This is a genomic window from Lichenibacterium minor (assembly GCF_004137685.1).
GTDB lineage: Bacteria > Pseudomonadota > Alphaproteobacteria > Rhizobiales > Beijerinckiaceae > Lichenihabitans > Lichenihabitans minor.
In genome coordinates this window covers 403,704-419,295 of record NZ_QYBB01000001.1, presented here as the reverse complement: position 1 = coordinate 419,295, position 15,592 = coordinate 403,704, and the positions used below count along the sequence as shown (strand labels likewise).

Sequence of the window (15,592 nt, the reverse complement as noted above, 5' to 3'; positions counted from 1 at the left end):
CCGCACGGTCGGGGCAGGACGCGCGATGGATCAGGCGGCGGCGACCCGCACCGGGGCCGTGATGGAGGCGATCCGCCGGCGCATCGCGGCGCGTGCGCTCGGGGCCGGCGACAGGCTGCCGTCGATCCGCGGCTTCGCCGCCACGATGGGCGTTTCGCCTTCCACCGTCGTCGAAGCCTACGACCGGCTGGCGGCGGAAGGCCTGATCCGGTCGCGCCCGGGGTCCGGCTTCACCGTCGCGGGCCACCCTCCGCTGGCGGTCGCCGCCATCGCGGCGCGGCCGGACCCCGCGATGGACCCGCTCTGGGTGTCGCGCCGGTCGCTCGACGCCGGCGCGGCGATCCCGAAGCCCGGGTGCGGCTGGCTGCCGCCCGATTGGATGCCGGTCGCCGCGCTGCGCCGGTCGATGCGCCGGATCGCCCGGGGCGGCGATGCCGTGCTGACGGACTACGGCGACGCGCGCGGCTCGGCGGACCTGCGCCGCCTCCTAGCCCGCCGCTTCGCCGCCGAAGGGCTCGACGCGGGGCCGGACGCGATCCTCCTCACCGCGTCGGCCAGCCAATCCTTCGACCTCGTGTGCCGCGCGCTGCTGCGACCCGGCGACACCGTGCTGGTCGACGACCCCTGCTACTTCAACTTCCAGGCCGCCCTCCGGGCCCATGGCGCGCGGGCGGTCGGCGTGGCGATGACGCCGAGCGGGCCCGATCCCGACCTCTTCGCCGCCGCGCTGGACGCGCATCGCCCGCGCATCTACGTGACGAATTCCGCGCTGCAGAACCCCACGGGCGCGACCCTGTCGGCCCAGGCCGCCCACAGGCTGCTGGGCGCGGCGGCCGCGCACGACCTCGCCGTCGTCGAGGACGACACGTTCGCCGACCTCGAACCGGAGCCCTCGCCGCGCCTGGCCGTGCTCGACGGCCTGGGCCGGGTGATCCGCATCGGCGGCTTCTCGAAGACCCTGTCGGCCTCCACCCGCTGCGGCTACGTCGCGGCGAAGCCCGACCTGGTCGAAGCGCTGGTCGACCTCCAGGTGGCGACGAGCTTCGGCGGCCCGAGCCCCGTCGCGGCGGGGCTGGTCCACGGCGCCCTGTCCGACGGCAGCTATCGCAAGCACCTCGCATCGCTGCGCACGCGCCTGTCGGAGGCCCGGCGCGACACGGCGGGCCGCCTGTGCGACCTCGGCATCCGGCCCTGGCTCATGCCGCGCGGCGGCTTCACCCTGTGGTGCCGCCTGCCGGACGGCCGCGACGCCGCCGCGGCCGCCCGCGCGGCGTCGCGCGACGACGTGGTCCTGGCCCCGGGCGACGTGTTCAGCGTTTCGCAGACCGCGACCGACATGATGCGGTTCAACGTGGCGCAGATGTCCGACCCGCGGGTGTATCCCGTGCTGGCGCGGGCGCTGGCGGCGGCATGAGGGGGCCCGGCCCCGTCACGGCGCAGAACCGGCCGGCCGGGCGTATCCTTTCCCGGGCCGGGGTGGCATGGGTCTTCGGAACGGGCGATGCCGCGGCGCCCGAGCGGGCCGCCGGATCGGGGCCTGCCCGTAACCTGCCCCCGTTGCGGCCCTGTCCGGAGGGATGGACGCATGAGAACACGCTCGACGATCGCGGTGCTCCTCGCCGGCCTCTGCTCGCCGGCCGCCGCGGCGGCCACCATCGTGGACGATTGGGCCTCCGTGGCGGTGCCGCCGCCGCCCGAGCTGAAGCCCGTGACGGTCGACCCGAAGGCGACGGCCCTGCTCGTGCTCGACTTCAACGGCCGCGAGGACGCGGCGAGCGGCCCCTGCAACGCCGCCACCAAGCCCCGCTGCCTCGCCTCGGTCCCGATCGTCCGGCGGCTCGTCGACACCGCCCGCGCCCGCGGCGTCTTCGTCGCCTACAGCACCAGCGCGTCGGGGCGGCCCGACGACATCCGGGCCGGGGTGGCGCCCCTGCCGGGCGATCCCGTCGTCCGCGCGGGGCCCGACAAGTTCATCGGCACCGACCTGCGCGACCTGCTGGCGCGGCGGGGCATCGACACCGTCGTGGTCGTGGGAACCGCGGCCGAAGGGGCGGTGCTCGACACCGCCACCGACGCGGCGCTGCACGGGATGCGCGTCGTCGTGCCCGTCGACGGCATGTCGTCGACCGAGCCCTATGCCGAGCAATACGTGGCCTGGCACCTCACCCACGCGCCGGGCGTGGCCCAGAAGACGGTGCTGACGCGCGTCGACGCGATCGGGTTCTGACCGGGAAGGCCCGCCGATCCCGGCCCCGTGAGGCGTCCGTGCCCGTCGTCCCGCGCGGCCCGCTCGCATGCCGCCGGCCTGTTTTCGGAAAAGGTAACCATTCCCGCCCATTGTCGGACGCACGGGGCCGGGCGATCGGCTCCCCGCCCGGACCGTGGAAGGAAGCTCGCAGGCATGTTCGGACGACGCGCGTCCACGGGGGCCGCTCCCGCCGCGGCCCCGATCCCGTCGCGGCCCGAGCCGGCCGCCGCCTACCGCCCCACGATGGTCCCGGCCGCGCCGCCGCCGCCGGCGGCGGAGCCGCGCCGCTCGGACGACTACTACCTCACGAAGAGCACCATCTTCTCGGCCCTGATCGAGGCCATCGACCTGTCGCAGCTGTCCAAGCTCGACGCCGAAACCGCGCGGGAAGAGATCCGCGACATCGTCAACGAGATCATCTCGATCAAGAACGTCGTGATGTCGATCGCCGAGCAGGAGGACCTGCTCGACGACATCTGCAACGACGTGCTGGGCTACGGTCCGCTCGAACCCCTGCTCGCCCGCGACGACATAGCCGACATCATGGTCAACGGCGCCGCCAAGACCTACATCGAGGTCGCCGGCAAGATCCAGCTCACCAACATCCGCTTCCGCGACAACGCGCAGCTGATGAACATCTGCCAGCGCATCGTCAGCCAGGTGGGGCGCCGCGTCGACGAGTCCTCGCCCATCTGCGACGCGCGCCTGATGGACGGCTCCCGCGTCAACGTCATCGCCCCGCCCCTCGCCATCGACGGGCCTGCCCTCACCATCCGCAAGTTCAAGAAGGACAAGCTGACCCTGGATCAGCTCGTCAAGTTCGGCGCCATTTCGCCCGACGGCGCCGAGGTGCTGAAGATCATCGGCAAGGTCCGCTGCAACGTCCTGATCTCCGGCGGCACGGGCTCGGGCAAGACCACGCTCCTGAACTGCCTCACCAACTACATCGAGCTCGACGAGCGGGTGATCACCTGCGAGGACGCCGCCGAGCTGCAGCTTCAGCAGCCCCACACGGTCCGGCTTGAAACGCGGCCGCCGAACCTCGAAGGGACGGGCGCCATCACGATGCGCGACCTCGTGCGCAACTGCCTGCGCATGCGGCCCGAGCGGATCATCGTCGGCGAGGTGCGCGGCCCCGAAGCCTTCGACCTTCTCCAGGCGATGAACACCGGCCACGACGGCTCCATGGGGACGCTCCACGCCAACTCGCCGCGCGAAGCGCTGAGCCGCCTGGAATCCATGATCACCATGGGGGGCTTCTCGCTGCCGTCGAAGACCATCCGCGAGATGATCGTCACCTCCGTCGACGTCATCATCCAGGCGACGCGCCTGCGCGACGGCTCGCGCCGCATCACCCACGTGACGGAGGTGCTGGGGCTCGAGGGCGACGTCATCATCACCCAGGACGTCATCCTCTACGACATCCTCGGCGAGGACGCGCAGGGCAAGCTGAAGGGCCGCCATCGGTCCACCGGCATCGGCCAGCCGCGCTTCATGGAGCGCGCCCGCTACTACGGCGAGGAGGAGCGCCTCGCCGCCGCGCTCGACCGCGCCGACCTCAAGGACGGATCGCTGCTGTGATGCCCCTGCCGGCCCTGGATGGGAACACGGCCATCGCCTACGGGCTCGGGATCGCGGCGCTCGGCTGCGTGTTCTTCGTGGCGAGCCCGTACCTGTCCGGCGACATCAAGGCCGAGAAGCGCCGCCAGGCGGTGGCGACGCCCCGTGCCAAGCGCGTGGGCGTCGATCGCGTGGTCGACGCGGCGAGCCGGCGCAAGCAGGTCGCCGACAGCATGAAGGAGGTCGAAAACCGCGGGAAGGCGAGGAAGGCGACCCTGGAGATCCGCATCCAGCAGGCCGGCCTCGAGTGGAGCCGCAAGACCTACCTTTCCGTTTCGGCGGGGCTGGCGGTCCTGATCGGGCTGGTGCTCCTCGTCGTGCAGGACAGCCTGGCGGTCGCGGGGGTGGGCGTGCTGGTCGGCGGCTTCGGCCTGCCGTCCTGGTTCCTCGGCTTCAAGAAGAAGAGGCGGCTCGCCAGTTTCGCCAACGAGTTCCCCAACGCCGTCGACATCGTGATCCGCGGCGTGAAGGCGGGCCTGCCGCTCGGCGACTGCCTGCGCGTGATCGCGACGGAATCGCCGGAGCCGCTGCGCTCGGAGTTCCGGCGCGTCGTCGAGGCGCAGACCATGGGCCTCGGCATCGGCGAAGCGGTGGAGCGCATGGCGGAGCGCGTGCCCATCACCGAAACCAACTTCTTCGCCATCGTGATCTCCATCCAGGCCAAGGCCGGCGGCAATCTCACCGAAGCGCTGGGCAACCTGTCGCGCGTGATCCGCGACCGCAAGAAGATGAAGGCCAAGGTCAAGGCCATCTCGTCGGAAGCCAAGGCTTCGGCCGGCATCATCGGCAGCTTGCCGTTCATCGTCGGCACGCTGGTGTGGTTGATGTCGCCCGACTACATTTCCGTGCTTTGGACGACCTCGATCGGGCAGATGATGGTCGCGGCCGGCGCCTGCTGGATGAGCATCGGCATCGTCGTGATGAAGAAGATGATCAATTTCGACATTTGAAGGCCGGCGGACGTCAAACGATGATCGAGATCCTGTATGTCCGGCTGTCGGACCGACACTTCGTCACCAGCCTGCTCGCCGCGGTCGCGGCCGCAGCCACGATCCTGACGCTGGTGATGCCGCTGCTCGAGACCGACACGCTCGGACGGCGGATGAAGCAGGTGTCCTCCGAGCGCGAGCGCATCCGGGCGCGAGAGCGCGACAGGATGGCGAAGACCGGCAAGGCCAACCTGCGTCCGGAGGCCAAGCCCTTCATGGCGCGCATCGTCGACGGCTTCAGCGCCTCGAAATGGCTCGGCACCGAGGGGAGCAAGATGAAGCTCGCCATGGCGGGCTTCCGCGGGCAGGGCGCGGAGGTCACCTTCCTGTTCTTTCGCCTGGTGTCGCCGGCGGTCTTTTTCCTGATCGCCCTGGGCTACGTCGTGGCGATCGGCAATCCCGACATGGCCTTCGCGTTCAAGGGCGGGATCTGCCTCGCCGGCGCCTATGCGGGCATCAAGGCGCCGGAGATCTTCCTGTCCAACACCACGAGCAAGCGGCAGAAGTCGGTCCGGCAGGCCTTCCCGGACACCCTCGACCTGCTGCTGATCTGCATCGAATCCGGGATGTCGCTCGAACACGCCGGGCGCAAGGTCGCGTCCGAGATCGGCGTGCAGTCCGTGCCCATGGCGGAGGAGATGACGCTCACCATGGCGGAAATGTCCTACCTGCCGGACCGGCGCGTCGCTTTCGAGAACTTCGCCAAACGGACGGGGCTCGAGATCGTCCGGTCGCTGTCGACCGTGCTGATCCAGTCGGAGAAGTACGGGACGCCGCTCGGGGCGGCGCTGCGCGTCCTGTCTCAGGAGGGCCGCGACGTCCGCATGATGGAGGCCGAGAAGAAGGCCGCCTCGCTTCCGCCCAAGCTGACGGTGCCGATGATCCTGTTCTTTCTTCCGGTCCTCTTCATCATCATCGGCACGCCCGCAGCCGTCCAGATCATCGGCGTGATGAAGTGAGCGGCCGGCCGGCGGGTTCCCCCGCCCCGTGACGGGGCGGGGGTGGAGGCCGCTCAATCGGCGAGCGGCTTCGTCATGTCGGCGGGGCGCACCCAGGCGTCGAAGTCCTCGCCGGCCACGCCGAGCGCCACCGCGGCGTCGCGCAGCGTCATGTCGTCCCGATAGGCCTTCAGCGAGATCTTGGCGGACTTCTCGTAGCCGATATGCGGGTTCAGCGCCGTCACCAGCATCAGAGAGCCATCCAGGTTCTGCTTGATCCTGCGGATGTTGGGCTCGATGCCGACCGCGCAGAAGCTGTTGAAGGCGTGCAGCCCGTCCGACAGCAATGCGACCGATTCCAGGATGTTGTGCAGCATCACCGGCTTGAACACGTTGAGCTGGAAGTTCCCCTGCGATCCCGCGAAGGCCACCGCATGGTCGTTGCCGAACACCTGCACGGCCACCATGGTGAGGGCCTCGCATTGCGTCGGGTTGATCTTGCCCGGCATGATGGAGGAGCCGGGCTCGTTCTCGGGGATCGTCAGTTCGGCGAAGCCGGCGCGCGGGCCGCTGGCGTACCAGCGCACGTCGTTGGCGATCTTCATGCACGCGCCCGCCAGCACCCGCAGCGCGCCCGAGGCCGCCACGACGGCGTCGTGGGCCGACAGGGCGGCGAATTTGTTGGGCGCTGTGACGAAGGGGTGTCCGGTTTCCGCGGCGATCATCGCCGCCGCCACTTCGCCGAAGCGCGGATGCGTGTTGATGCCCGTGCCGACCGCGGTGCCGCCGAGCGCCAGGGCGTAGAGCCCGGGCAGCGAGCGGCGCACGCCGTCGAGCGCTTCCTCGAGCTGGGCGATCCAGCCCGAGAACACCTGCTCCAGGGTGATCGGCGTCGCGTCCTGGAGGTGGGTGCGGCCGACCAGGATCACGTCCGCGCCCTTCGCGGCCTTTTCGGCGAAGGTGTCGCGCAGCGCCGTCACGGCCGGCACGAGCCGCGCCTCGATCTCCTCGACGATGGCGATGTGCATCGCGGTCGGGAAGGCGTCGTTGGAGGATTGGCCGCGGTTGACGTCGTCGTTGGGGTTGATGGGCTTCTTCGAGCCGAGGACGCCGCCGGCCGTCCGGATGGCGAGGTTGGCGATCACCTCGTTGGCGTTCATGTTGCTCTGCGTGCCCGAGCCCGTCTGGAACACCACGAGCGGGAACTCGCCGTCGTGACGGCCGTCGATCACCTCCTGGGCGGCGGCGGCGATCATGTCGACCTTGTCCCGGGGAAGCTGCCCGAGCTCGCCGTTGGCGAGGGCGGCGCATTTCTTCAGCACCCCGAGTGCCCGGATCACCGGGCGGCCCCAGGCGAAACGGTCGACGCCGATGGGGAAGAAGGTCGCCGAGCGCTGCGTCTGCGCGCCCCACAGGTGGTCGGCGGGGACCGGCACCTCGCCGAGGGAGTCGCGCTCGATGCGCAGGGTGCTGTCGGTGGCGGTCATGGCGGGCGGCCTTTCGGGGAAAGCGCGAAGCGCGGATTCGACGATGCCGTGTAGCCGTTCGGGGCCCCGCGATCCAGACGGCGCGCCGGTGCCGGTGCCGCGCCCACCCGCCGGCGTGGCATGGGCCTCCGTCAGCCGGCGGGGGGCTTCGCCGGCCCGGGGCCGCCCCGCACGCCCCGCCAGCGCGGGTCTTCGGCGATGGTCTGCCGGATGGCCTCGACGCTGGCGGCGGCGTCGGCCGGCGACAGGTCCGTGGCGGCGACGCCCTCCGCCTGCTTGTACTTGCCCCCGAGGGACAGCACCAAGGCGTAGTTCTGGCGCACCCGCGCGTCGGCCCTGGGGTCGGCGGCGGCGAGCCGCATGACCTCCTCGGCCCTGGGCAGGTCCTTCGCCAGGGCGTAGGACAATCCGAGGTTGGACAGGACGGCGGGCTCGCCCGGCCTGAGCTTCAGCGCGGCGTCGTAATAGTTCACCGCGCCCGCGTGGTCGCCGAGCTGGTCGGCCACCGTCCCCTGGGCCGACAGCACCGACCAGTCCGGGCGGTCGGGCGTATGCGCCCGTTCCAGCACCGCCATGGCTTCGCGCGGCCGGCCGGCGTCCGACAGCGCCTTGCCGTAGGCGGCGAGCAGCGCCGTGTCGGTCGGATGGTGGGCCGCGGCGGCCTCGAGCACGGCCGTCGCCTGGGCATATTGGGTCAGCCCGCGCAGCGCCCGCGCGTAGGCGATCGTCGCGCCGGCGTCGTCCGGCGCCGCCTCGTGGTTGCGCTGCCAAGTGGCCGCATAGGCGCGCAGCGCCGCCGGATCGTCGGGCAGGGGGGCGGTCGCCGCGATGGCTCCCGTCGCGTCGCCGCCCGTCACGCAGCCGCCGAGCGACAGGGCCAGCCCGGCCGCCACAGCCAAGCCCGCGGCGCGGAGGTTCGCGGGGCGCTGCGGCGCGGCATATCTCGGCATGGCGGGGCCTTCTGGTCCGGATCGGGGCGATCCCCCGATGGGACGGCGATAGGCCGCCGAACTTAACGCTCGGTTAACCGCGCCGGGAGCGCCTTGCGGGCGCCCGCGCCGACGGGCTCCGCCGGCGCGACGGTCCGCGGTCGGGCCGCAGCGCGTGGGCGGGGACATGGCCTCGGCCCGACGCCGGCCCGTGTCGACCCGGTCACTTCAGGGCCGCGGCGATCTTCCCGAAATTGGCCTTGAGCTGCACGCCCATGTTCTGCAGCGTGCCGATGAGAGCACAGGCGATCATGGCGACGATGAGGCCATGTTCGATGGCCGAGCCCCCCGACCGATCGGCCAGAAATCGTCGAAACAGCGGACCCATGCGGCACCTCGGCGATGCGAAGCCCCGCACCGTTCGCCACCGTGGCACGCGAGAATGAGGCCGGGATGATATGGCTGGTCGCTCCGCCCTCCGCGGTCCGGCCCGGGGCGCCCGCGCCGACGGGCTCCGCATCTTTCCTGCCGGGATCCTACCCGCAGCCGGTCCCCGACTCTTCCGGCCCGCCGAGCGTCCTGGGGAGTCGGGTTCACGCCTTCCCGAACGTTTCGTCGAAGCTGTAGCCCGCGCCCCGCACGGTGCGGATCGGGTCGCGCTCGCGGCCGCGGGACAGGGACTTGCGCAGCCGCCCGACGTGGACGTCCACCGTGCGCTCGTCGATCTCCACCGCCTGGCCCCACACCCCGTCGAGCAGCTGGGAGCGCGAGAAGACCCGGCCGGGGCGCTCCATCAGGTAGTCGAGCAGGCGGAACTCCGTCGGGCCGAGGTGGATGTCGCGCACGCCGCGGCGCACGCGGCGGGTTTCGCGGTCGAGGTCGAGGTCCCCGGCGGACAGCCGGCTCGCCACCCGCTCGGGCCGCGACCGCCGCAGCAGCGAGCGCACCCGCGCCATCAGCTCCGGCACCGAGAAGGGCTTCACCACGTAGTCGTCGGCCCCGACCGAGAGCCCCCGCACCCGCTCGGCTTCCTCGCCCCGCGCCGTCAGCATGATGACGGGCAGCGTGCGCGTCGCTTCCCGCGCGCGCAGGCGCCGGCAGATTTCCAGCCCCGACACGCCCGGCAGCATCCAGTCCAGGATCACCAGGTCGGGGACGGCTTCGTTGAGGCGCAACTCGGCCTCGTCGCCGCGCTCCGCCCGCTCGACGGAAAAGCCCTCCGCCTCGAGGTTGTAGGCCAGGAGCGTGCCCAGCGCCTGCTCGTCCTCGACCACGAGGATGTGGGGGGCGGTCCCGCCCGGTGGCGCCTTGGCGGGCGCGCTGCGCATCACGTTCATCTTTCACACTCCCGAAGGGCGCGCCGCCGCGGTCCGGCGGGCGCTTCGTGGACGGGTCCGGCGCGTCAGGGCTCGTCCTGCGCCTCGACCGGCGCCGCCAGGCTCGCCCCGGGCCTCGCCTTCGGGCGGTCGAGCGGCATCGTGCCGCCGGTGACGAGGTAGAAGACCGTTTCGGCGATGTTGGTGGTGTGGTCGCCGACCCGCTCGATGTTCTTCGAGCAGAACAGCAGATGCGTGCAGAAGGAGATGTTGCGCGGGTCTTCCATCATGTGGGTGAGGAGGTCCCGGAAGATCGAGTTCTCCAGCGCGTCGAGTTCGGCGTCGCGCGTCCAGACCGCCTGGGCGCGCTCGACGTCCCGCTCCGCATAGGCGTCGAGCACGTCCTTCAGCTGGTTGGCGGCGAGCTCGTTCATGTGGCGCAGGCCGATCACGGCGCGGGGCACCCGCTGTTCGCCGGCGATGAGGATGGCGCGCTTGGCGATGTTCTTGGCGAGGTCGCCGACGCGCTCAAGGTCGCCCGACACCCGGATCGCCGCGACGATCTCGCGCAGGTCGACCGCCATGGGTTGGCGGCGCGCGATCGTCATGATCGAGGCGGCCTCGACGTCCCGCTGCAGGAGGTCGAGCCGCCCGTCGCTGATCACGACCGACTGCGCGAGATCGACGTCGAGCCCCGACAGCGCGTCCATGGCGTCGGACAGCATCTTCTCGGCGATGCCGCCCATCTCGGCGATCTTGCGGCCGAGGGACTCGAGTTCCTGGTCGTAGGAGGTGACGGTGTGCTGGGCCATGGCGCGAGGTCCTTCTCGACTCGGCCTCAGCCGAATCGCCCGGTGATGTATTGCTGGGTCTGCTTCTGCGTCGGCGACGTGAAGATGTGATGCGTGTCGGCGAACTCCACGAGCTCGCCGAGGTACATGAACGCCGTGTAGTCCGAGCAGCGGGCCGCCTGCTGCATGTTGTGGGTCACGATGGCGATCGTGTACTGGCCCTTCAGCTCGTCGATCAGCTCCTCGACGCGGGCGGTCGAGATCGGGTCGAGCGCCGAGCAGGGTTCGTCGAGCAGGATCACGTCCGGCTTCAGCGCCACCGTGCGGGCGATGCACAAGCGCTGCTGCTGGCCGCCCGACAGGCTGAGCCCGCTGGCGCCCAGCTTGTCCTTCACCTCTGGCCACAGGGCCGAGCCCTTCAGCGCCGTCTCGACGCGGCCGTCGAGCTCCGACTTCGACACCTTCTCGTAGAGTTTGATGCCGAAGGCGATGTTGTCGTAGATCGACATGGGGAAGGGCGTCGGCTTCTGGAACACCATGCCGATGCGGGCGCGCAGCAGGTTGAGGTCCGTCTTCGGGTCGAGGATGTTCTCGCCGTCGAGCAGGACCTGCCCTTCCGCGCGCTGGCGCGGATACAGGTCGTACATCCGGTTCAGCACGCGCAGAAGGGTCGACTTGCCGCAGCCCGAGGGGCCGATGAAGGCCGTGACCTTGTTGGCCTCGAGGTTCAGCGACACGCCCTTGAGGGCGAGCGTGTCGCCGTAGAAGAACTTGAGGTCGCGCACCGCGATCTTGTTGGCGCGGTCCTGGTCGGCGGCCGGGCGCGGCGGGGCCGCGGTGGTGACGGGCTCGGCATCGTGGGTCATGTCGCGGTCCTCATTTCGCAGTTCGTGTGGAGCCGAGAGAACGGGCCGCGATGCTCAGCAGCAGCACGGTGGCGGTGATGATGAGGGCGCCGGTCCAGGCGAGCTGCTGCCAATCCTTGTAGGGCGACAGCGCGAACTGGAAGATCACGGTCGGCAGGCTGGCGGTCGGGCCGGAGATGTCGGTGGTCCAGAACTGGTTGTTCAACGCGGTGAACAGCAGCGGCGCGGTTTCGCCGGAGATGCGGGCGAAGGCGAGCAGCAGGCCCGTGACGATGCCGGGCCGGGCTGCCGCATAGGCGACCTTCCACACCACGTGCGAGCGCGGCAGCCCCATGGCGGAGGCCGCCTCGCGCAGCGTGTTCGGCACGAGAAGCAGCATGTCCTCCGTGGTGCGGGCCACGACGGGGATCACCAGCATGGCGAGCGCGAGGGCGCCCGCATAGCCCGAGAAGTGGCCGAGGCGCGTCACCACCACCTCGTACACGAAGAGGCCGATGATGATGGACGGCGCCGACAACAGGATGTCGTTGAGGAAGCGCACCACGACGGTGAGCTTCGCGTAGCGGCCGTGCTCGGCCATGTAGGTGCCGGCGAGCAGCCCGACCGGCGCCCCGATGGCGAGGCCGAGCACCGTCATCACCACCGAGCCGTAGATGGCGTTGAGCAGGCCGCCGGCGGAGCCCGGGGGCGGCGTCATCTGCGTGAACACGCTCGGCTTCAGCCCCGCGACGCCGTTCCACAGCAGCGCGGCGAGGATGAACACGAGGGCGACCAGCCCGAGCGCCGCCGCGCCGAAGGACAGGGCGAGGAACACGCCGTTCTCGATGCGCCGCTTCCGCGAATAGACCGCCATGGGATCAGGCTCCGGCGCGGCGCTGGATGCGCAGCAGCATGTAGCGCGCGATCGCCAGCACGATGAAGGTGATGACGAACAGGATGAGGCCGAGCTCGATCAGCGACGAGGTGTACAGGTCGCCGACCGCTTCGGTGAACTCGTTGGCGATGGCGGCCGATATGGTGGTGCCGGGCAGCAGGATCGACGAGGAGATCCGGTGCGCGTTGCCGATCACGAAGGTGACCGCCATGGTTTCCCCGAGCGCGCGGCCGAGCGCCAGCATCACCCCGCCGATCACGCCCGTGCGGGAGAACGGGATGACGATGTTCTTCATCACCTCCCAGGTGGTGCAGCCGAGGCCGTAGCCCGCCTCCTTCAGCACAGGCGGCACGGTTTGGAACACGTCGCGCGACACGGAGGAGATGAACGGCAGCACCATGATGCCGAGGATGATGCCGGCGGTCAGCACGCCGATGCCGTAGGGGGGGCCCTGGAACAGGGCGCCCAGCACCGGGATGGGCCCCAGCACGGCGATCAGCGCCGGCTCCACGTGGGTCTGCAGGAATGGCGCGAAGATGAACAGGCCCCAGATGCCGTAGATGATGCTGGGGATGCCGGCGAGCAGCTCGATCGCCATGCCGATCGGCTTGCGCAGCGCGAAGGGGCAGAGTTCTGTCAGGAAGACGGCGATGCCGATCCCGACCGGGATGGCGATCACCATGGCGATGACGGAGGTGACGACCGTGCCGTAGATGGCGCCGAGCGCCCCGTAGACGTCGTCGTTGGGGTTCCACACCTCCGTGTACAGGAAGCGCAGGCCGAAAGCCCGGAAGGCCGGCATCGAGCCGATCACCAGCGAAACGATGACGCCGCCCAGCAGCACCAGCACCAGCAGGGCCGCGCCGAGGGTCATTCCCGCGAAGATGGAATCGACGGTGCGGAAGCGCGACAGCACGGCCGCGCGTCCCGCATCGACACTGCGGCGCGCGGGCCGGTCCCGCATCGTGATGTCGGCCATTGAAGATCCTCGGTGGGGCGACGTGGTCCCCCGCCGCCCACCCCCGCGGAGGCGGGGATCCGGGGCGGGGAGCCGGACGCGGGCCGGCCGTCCTGCACGGGGCAGTCCGGCCCGGCGCGCGTCCGGGGTGGCGGCCCTCGGACGACGGGCCGGTCAAGATCCCCATGGGCCGCGGCCCGCGGGGATCGGCGGTCGGGGCTGGACGCCCGTCCCGCTCACTTCATGTCGTAGACGGGCTTGCCGCCGGCCATGATGGACCCGTTCACCTTGGCGTCGATCAGCGTCACGACCTTCGGCGGGATCGGGATGTAGTCGAGGGCCTCGGCCTCCTTCGTGCCGTTCTTGAAGGCCCAGGAGAAGAACTTCAGGGCTTCGGCCGAGGCCGCGGCGTCCTTGGGCTCCTTGTGCATCACCACGAAGGTGGAGGCCGTGATCGGCCAGGACTGCGCGCCCGGCTGGTCGGTCAGGATCTGGTAGAAGCCGGGGGCGTGTTCCCAATCGGCGTTGGCGGCGGCCGACGAGAAGGTGTCCATGGCGGGCGCGACGGCCTTGCCGTCGTGGTTCACCATCTTGGTGGACACGAGGTTGTTCTGCTTGGCGTAGGCGTATTCGACGTAGCCGACCGCGCCCTTGGTGTTGCCGACGTTCTGGGCCACGCCCTCGTTGCCCTTGGCGCCGAGGCCGACGGGCCATTCGACCGCGGTGTTCTCGCCGACCTTGCCCTTCCAGTCCGCGGACACCTTCGACAGGTAGTCGGTGAAGTTGAAGGTCGTGCCCGAACCGTCGGAGCGATGCACCACCACGACCGCGGTCTCGGGCAGCTTCATGCCGGGGTTGAGCTTGGCGATCGCGGGATCGTTCCAGGTGTTGATCTCGCCCATGAACAGCTTGGCGAGGGTCGGGCCGTCGAGGGTGATGTCGCCGGCCTTGACGCCGTCGAGGTTCACGACCGGCACGATGCCGCCCATGATCATCGGCCACTGGACGAGGCCGGCGTCGTTCAGGTCCTTCTCGGCCAGCGGCGCGTCCGTGGCACCGAACGTGACCGTGTTGGCCTTGATCTGCTTGATGCCGCCGCCCGAGCCGATCGACTGGTAGTTGATGCCCGTGCCGGTGTCCTTCTTGTAGGTATCGGCCCACTTGGCGAAGACCGGGTAGATGAAGGTCGAGCCGGCGCCGGAAATGTCGGCGGCGCGGGCCGAAGCGGCGCCGGCGCCCAGCACGGTGGCGGCGAGGGCCGCGCGTGCGATGAGTTTCATGGTCATGATCCGCCTTGGTTCTGTCGTCGAACAGGTCTCGTCCCGTCGCGCGGGCGTGGTCGCCCCGGCGATGGCGGCCGAAGTCGTAGCCGAAACGCGAGTTGGTTTTACGACAAGCGGCTGACGGGATTATGACAGTGCAAATGTCTGTGCAGGCTCGCGAAATCAGGTCTTCAGCGGAATCGCCACGGTGATGAGCGTGCCGTGGCCGAGGTCCGAATCGATCTGCAGGCGACCGCGGTGCCGCGCCACGATATGTTTGACGATGGCGAGCCCGAGGCCCGTTCCGCCCTTGGCGCGGCTTTGCCCGGCGTCGATGCGGTAGAAGCGTTCCGTCAGCCGCGGCAGGTGCTCGGGCGCGATGCCCGGCCCGTAATCCCGCACCGTGAGCACGCCCGAGCGGCGCTGCACCCGCACCTTCACCTCCACGCGGCCGTCCGCGTATTTGATCGCGTTCTCGACGAGGTTCTCGGCCACGCGCAGGAGTTCGTCGTGGTCGCCCGCCACCACGACGGGCTCCCCCGCTTCCACGCCGATCGCCGTGCCGCTTTCGGCCGCGAGGGGCCCCAGCGTTTCGGCGACGTGGCGCGCCGCCAGCGCGAGGTCGACGGGCTTGTTGGGCCGGACGTGCAGGTTCTGCTCGATGCGCGACAGCGACAGGAGGTCGTCGATGAGCCGCGCCATGCGTCGCGCCTGGTCGGCCATGATGGCGAGGAACCGGTCCCGGGCCCGGGCGTCGTCCCGCGCCGGACCCTGCAGGGTTTCCACGAAGCCGAGCAGGGACGCCAGCGGCGTGCGGAGCTCGTGGCTGGCATTGGCGACGAAGTCGGCGCGCATGCGCTCGATGCGGAGCGATTCCGTGACGTCGCGCAGCGTCAGCACGAGCGCCCGGTCCTCGTCGGGCCTGTCCAGCGGCGCGACCGTGACGTCGAACACGCGTTCCACGGGCACCCGGTCGCGCCACGACACCTGCTCGATCTGGCCCGAGATCAGCACGCGGTCGACCGCGTCCAGGATGTCGGGGTCGCGCAGCGCCAGGGTGAGGTCGCCGCCGATCCGCAGGGCCGGCATCACGGTCTTGGCCGGGGCATTGGCGGCCAGCACGCGGCCCTCGCCCGTGACGGCGAGCACGGGCTCCGGCATGGCGTCGATCAATGCGGCGACGAGGGCCGCCGTGGCCGATGGTTGCCTCGTGTCCAACATGTCGCGCTTCGCCTCGGCCATCCGTTCGTCCACCCCGCGCCGGACTGTCCGACTTCGGCCGTGACGCCCTGATGACATGCGGGGCGGCCGTGT

Annotated in this window: 15 protein-coding genes; 5 read left to right on the top strand and 10 right to left on the bottom strand. The window is 70.5% G+C overall.

Annotation, left to right across the window (positions count from 1 at the left end; genetic code table 11):
• Positions 1-25 precede the first annotated feature (25 nt).
• From D3273_RS01930 to D3273_RS01910, 5 genes are all read left to right on the top strand, one after another.
• On the top strand, positions 26-1,414 hold the full coding sequence (locus D3273_RS01930; RefSeq protein ID WP_245500932.1) for an aminotransferase-like domain-containing protein: 1,389 nt from the start codon (positions 26-28) through the stop codon (positions 1,412-1,414).
• A 171-nt stretch (positions 1,415-1,585) separates the two neighbouring features.
• The gene (locus D3273_RS01925) at positions 1,586-2,227 is read left to right on the top strand and encodes a cysteine hydrolase family protein (protein WP_129222926.1); all 642 of its coding nucleotides are present in this window, start codon (positions 1,586-1,588) and stop codon (positions 2,225-2,227) included.
• 174 nt (positions 2,228-2,401) lie between these two features.
• Positions 2,402-3,829 (top strand): TadA family conjugal transfer-associated ATPase, encoded by a 1,428-nt coding sequence (locus D3273_RS01920; RefSeq protein WP_129222924.1) that lies wholly within the window; start codon positions 2,402-2,404, stop codon positions 3,827-3,829.
• Entirely contained in the window at positions 3,829-4,818 is a 990-nt protein-coding gene (locus D3273_RS01915; protein WP_129222922.1) for a type II secretion system F family protein, read from the top strand. The genes D3273_RS01920 and D3273_RS01915 overlap by 1 nt, the downstream gene beginning before the upstream one ends.
• A gap of 20 nt (positions 4,819-4,838) precedes the next feature.
• Positions 4,839-5,816, top strand: a complete 978-nt coding sequence (locus D3273_RS01910; protein ID WP_129222920.1) for a type II secretion system F family protein — start codon at positions 4,839-4,841, stop codon at positions 5,814-5,816.
• Between the two features lie 53 nt (positions 5,817-5,869).
• Here the strand turns inward: D3273_RS01910 and fumC are convergent, their stop codons facing one another.
• The 10 genes from fumC to D3273_RS01860 all read right to left on the bottom strand — a co-directional run bounded on the left by fumC (position 5,870) and on the right by D3273_RS01860 (position 15,499).
• Entirely contained in the window at positions 5,870-7,282 is a 1,413-nt protein-coding gene (fumC, locus tag D3273_RS01905; protein WP_129222918.1) for a class II fumarate hydratase, read from the bottom strand.
• A gap of 131 nt (positions 7,283-7,413) precedes the next feature.
• Positions 7,414-8,232 carry a tetratricopeptide repeat protein gene (locus D3273_RS01900; protein WP_129222916.1) on the bottom strand — a complete coding sequence of 273 codons (819 nt, stop codon included), beginning with the start codon at positions 8,230-8,232 and terminating at the stop codon, positions 7,414-7,416.
• A 202-nt stretch (positions 8,233-8,434) separates the two neighbouring features.
• Positions 8,435-8,599: a Flp family type IVb pilin gene (locus D3273_RS01895; protein WP_129222914.1), complete on the bottom strand. Its 165-nt coding sequence runs from the start codon at positions 8,597-8,599 to the stop codon at positions 8,435-8,437.
• Positions 8,600-8,804: 205 nt separating this feature from the next.
• Positions 8,805-9,548, bottom strand: a complete 744-nt coding sequence (phoB, locus tag D3273_RS01890; protein WP_129222912.1) for a phosphate regulon transcriptional regulator PhoB — start codon at positions 9,546-9,548, stop codon at positions 8,805-8,807.
• Positions 9,549-9,613: 65 nt separating this feature from the next.
• Positions 9,614-10,339 carry a phosphate signaling complex protein PhoU gene (phoU, locus tag D3273_RS01885; protein WP_129222910.1) on the bottom strand — a complete coding sequence of 242 codons (726 nt, stop codon included), beginning with the start codon at positions 10,337-10,339 and terminating at the stop codon, positions 9,614-9,616.
• A 26-nt stretch (positions 10,340-10,365) separates the two neighbouring features.
• Positions 10,366-11,184 (bottom strand): phosphate ABC transporter ATP-binding protein PstB, encoded by an 819-nt coding sequence (gene pstB, locus D3273_RS01880; protein ID WP_129222908.1) that lies wholly within the window; start codon positions 11,182-11,184, stop codon positions 10,366-10,368.
• A gap of 10 nt (positions 11,185-11,194) precedes the next feature.
• The gene (gene pstA / locus D3273_RS01875) at positions 11,195-12,037 is read right to left on the bottom strand and encodes a phosphate ABC transporter permease PstA (RefSeq protein WP_129222906.1); all 843 of its coding nucleotides are present in this window, start codon (positions 12,035-12,037) and stop codon (positions 11,195-11,197) included.
• A gap of 4 nt (positions 12,038-12,041) precedes the next feature.
• Entirely contained in the window at positions 12,042-13,037 is a 996-nt protein-coding gene (pstC, locus tag D3273_RS01870) for a phosphate ABC transporter permease subunit PstC (protein ID WP_129222904.1), read from the bottom strand.
• Between the two features lie 215 nt (positions 13,038-13,252).
• Positions 13,253-14,302, bottom strand: a complete 1,050-nt coding sequence (pstS, locus tag D3273_RS01865) for a phosphate ABC transporter substrate-binding protein PstS (protein ID WP_129222902.1) — start codon at positions 14,300-14,302, stop codon at positions 13,253-13,255.
• 159 nt (positions 14,303-14,461) lie between these two features.
• Positions 14,462-15,499 carry an ATP-binding protein gene (locus D3273_RS01860; protein WP_129222900.1) on the bottom strand — a complete coding sequence of 346 codons (1,038 nt, stop codon included), beginning with the start codon at positions 15,497-15,499 and terminating at the stop codon, positions 14,462-14,464.
• Positions 15,500-15,592 lie beyond the last annotated feature (93 nt).

Excerpts from the sequence above, each read along its gene's own strand:
- D3273_RS01895 (WP_129222914.1), bottom strand. The coding sequence starts at position 8,599 with ATGGGTCCGCTGTTTCGACGATTTCTGGCCGATCGGTCGGGGGGCTCG.
- D3273_RS01920 (WP_129222924.1), top strand. The coding sequence starts at position 2,402 with ATGTTCGGACGACGCGCGTCCACGGGGGCCGCTCCCGCCGCGGCCCCG.
- pstB (WP_129222908.1), bottom strand. The coding sequence starts at position 11,184 with ATGACCCACGATGCCGAGCCCGTCACCACCGCGGCCCCGCCGCGCCCG.
- phoU (WP_129222910.1), bottom strand. The coding sequence starts at position 10,339 with ATGGCCCAGCACACCGTCACCTCCTACGACCAGGAACTCGAGTCCCTC.
- D3273_RS01900 (WP_129222916.1), bottom strand. The coding sequence starts at position 8,232 with ATGCCGAGATATGCCGCGCCGCAGCGCCCCGCGAACCTCCGCGCCGCG.
- D3273_RS01860 (WP_129222900.1), bottom strand. The coding sequence starts at position 15,499 with ATGTTGGACACGAGGCAACCATCGGCCACGGCGGCCCTCGTCGCCGCA.
- fumC (WP_129222918.1), bottom strand. The coding sequence starts at position 7,282 with ATGACCGCCACCGACAGCACCCTGCGCATCGAGCGCGACTCCCTCGGC.
- D3273_RS01915 (WP_129222922.1), top strand. The coding sequence starts at position 3,829 with ATGCCCCTGCCGGCCCTGGATGGGAACACGGCCATCGCCTACGGGCTC.
- pstS (WP_129222902.1), bottom strand. The coding sequence starts at position 14,302 with ATGACCATGAAACTCATCGCACGCGCGGCCCTCGCCGCCACCGTGCTG.
- phoB (WP_129222912.1), bottom strand. The coding sequence starts at position 9,548 with ATGAACGTGATGCGCAGCGCGCCCGCCAAGGCGCCACCGGGCGGGACC.
- D3273_RS01910 (WP_129222920.1), top strand. The coding sequence starts at position 4,839 with ATGATCGAGATCCTGTATGTCCGGCTGTCGGACCGACACTTCGTCACC.
- pstA (WP_129222906.1), bottom strand. The coding sequence starts at position 12,037 with ATGGCGGTCTATTCGCGGAAGCGGCGCATCGAGAACGGCGTGTTCCTC.
- pstC (WP_129222904.1), bottom strand. The coding sequence starts at position 13,037 with ATGGCCGACATCACGATGCGGGACCGGCCCGCGCGCCGCAGTGTCGAT.
- D3273_RS01925 (WP_129222926.1), top strand. The coding sequence starts at position 1,586 with ATGAGAACACGCTCGACGATCGCGGTGCTCCTCGCCGGCCTCTGCTCG.
- D3273_RS01930 (WP_245500932.1), top strand. The coding sequence starts at position 26 with ATGGATCAGGCGGCGGCGACCCGCACCGGGGCCGTGATGGAGGCGATC.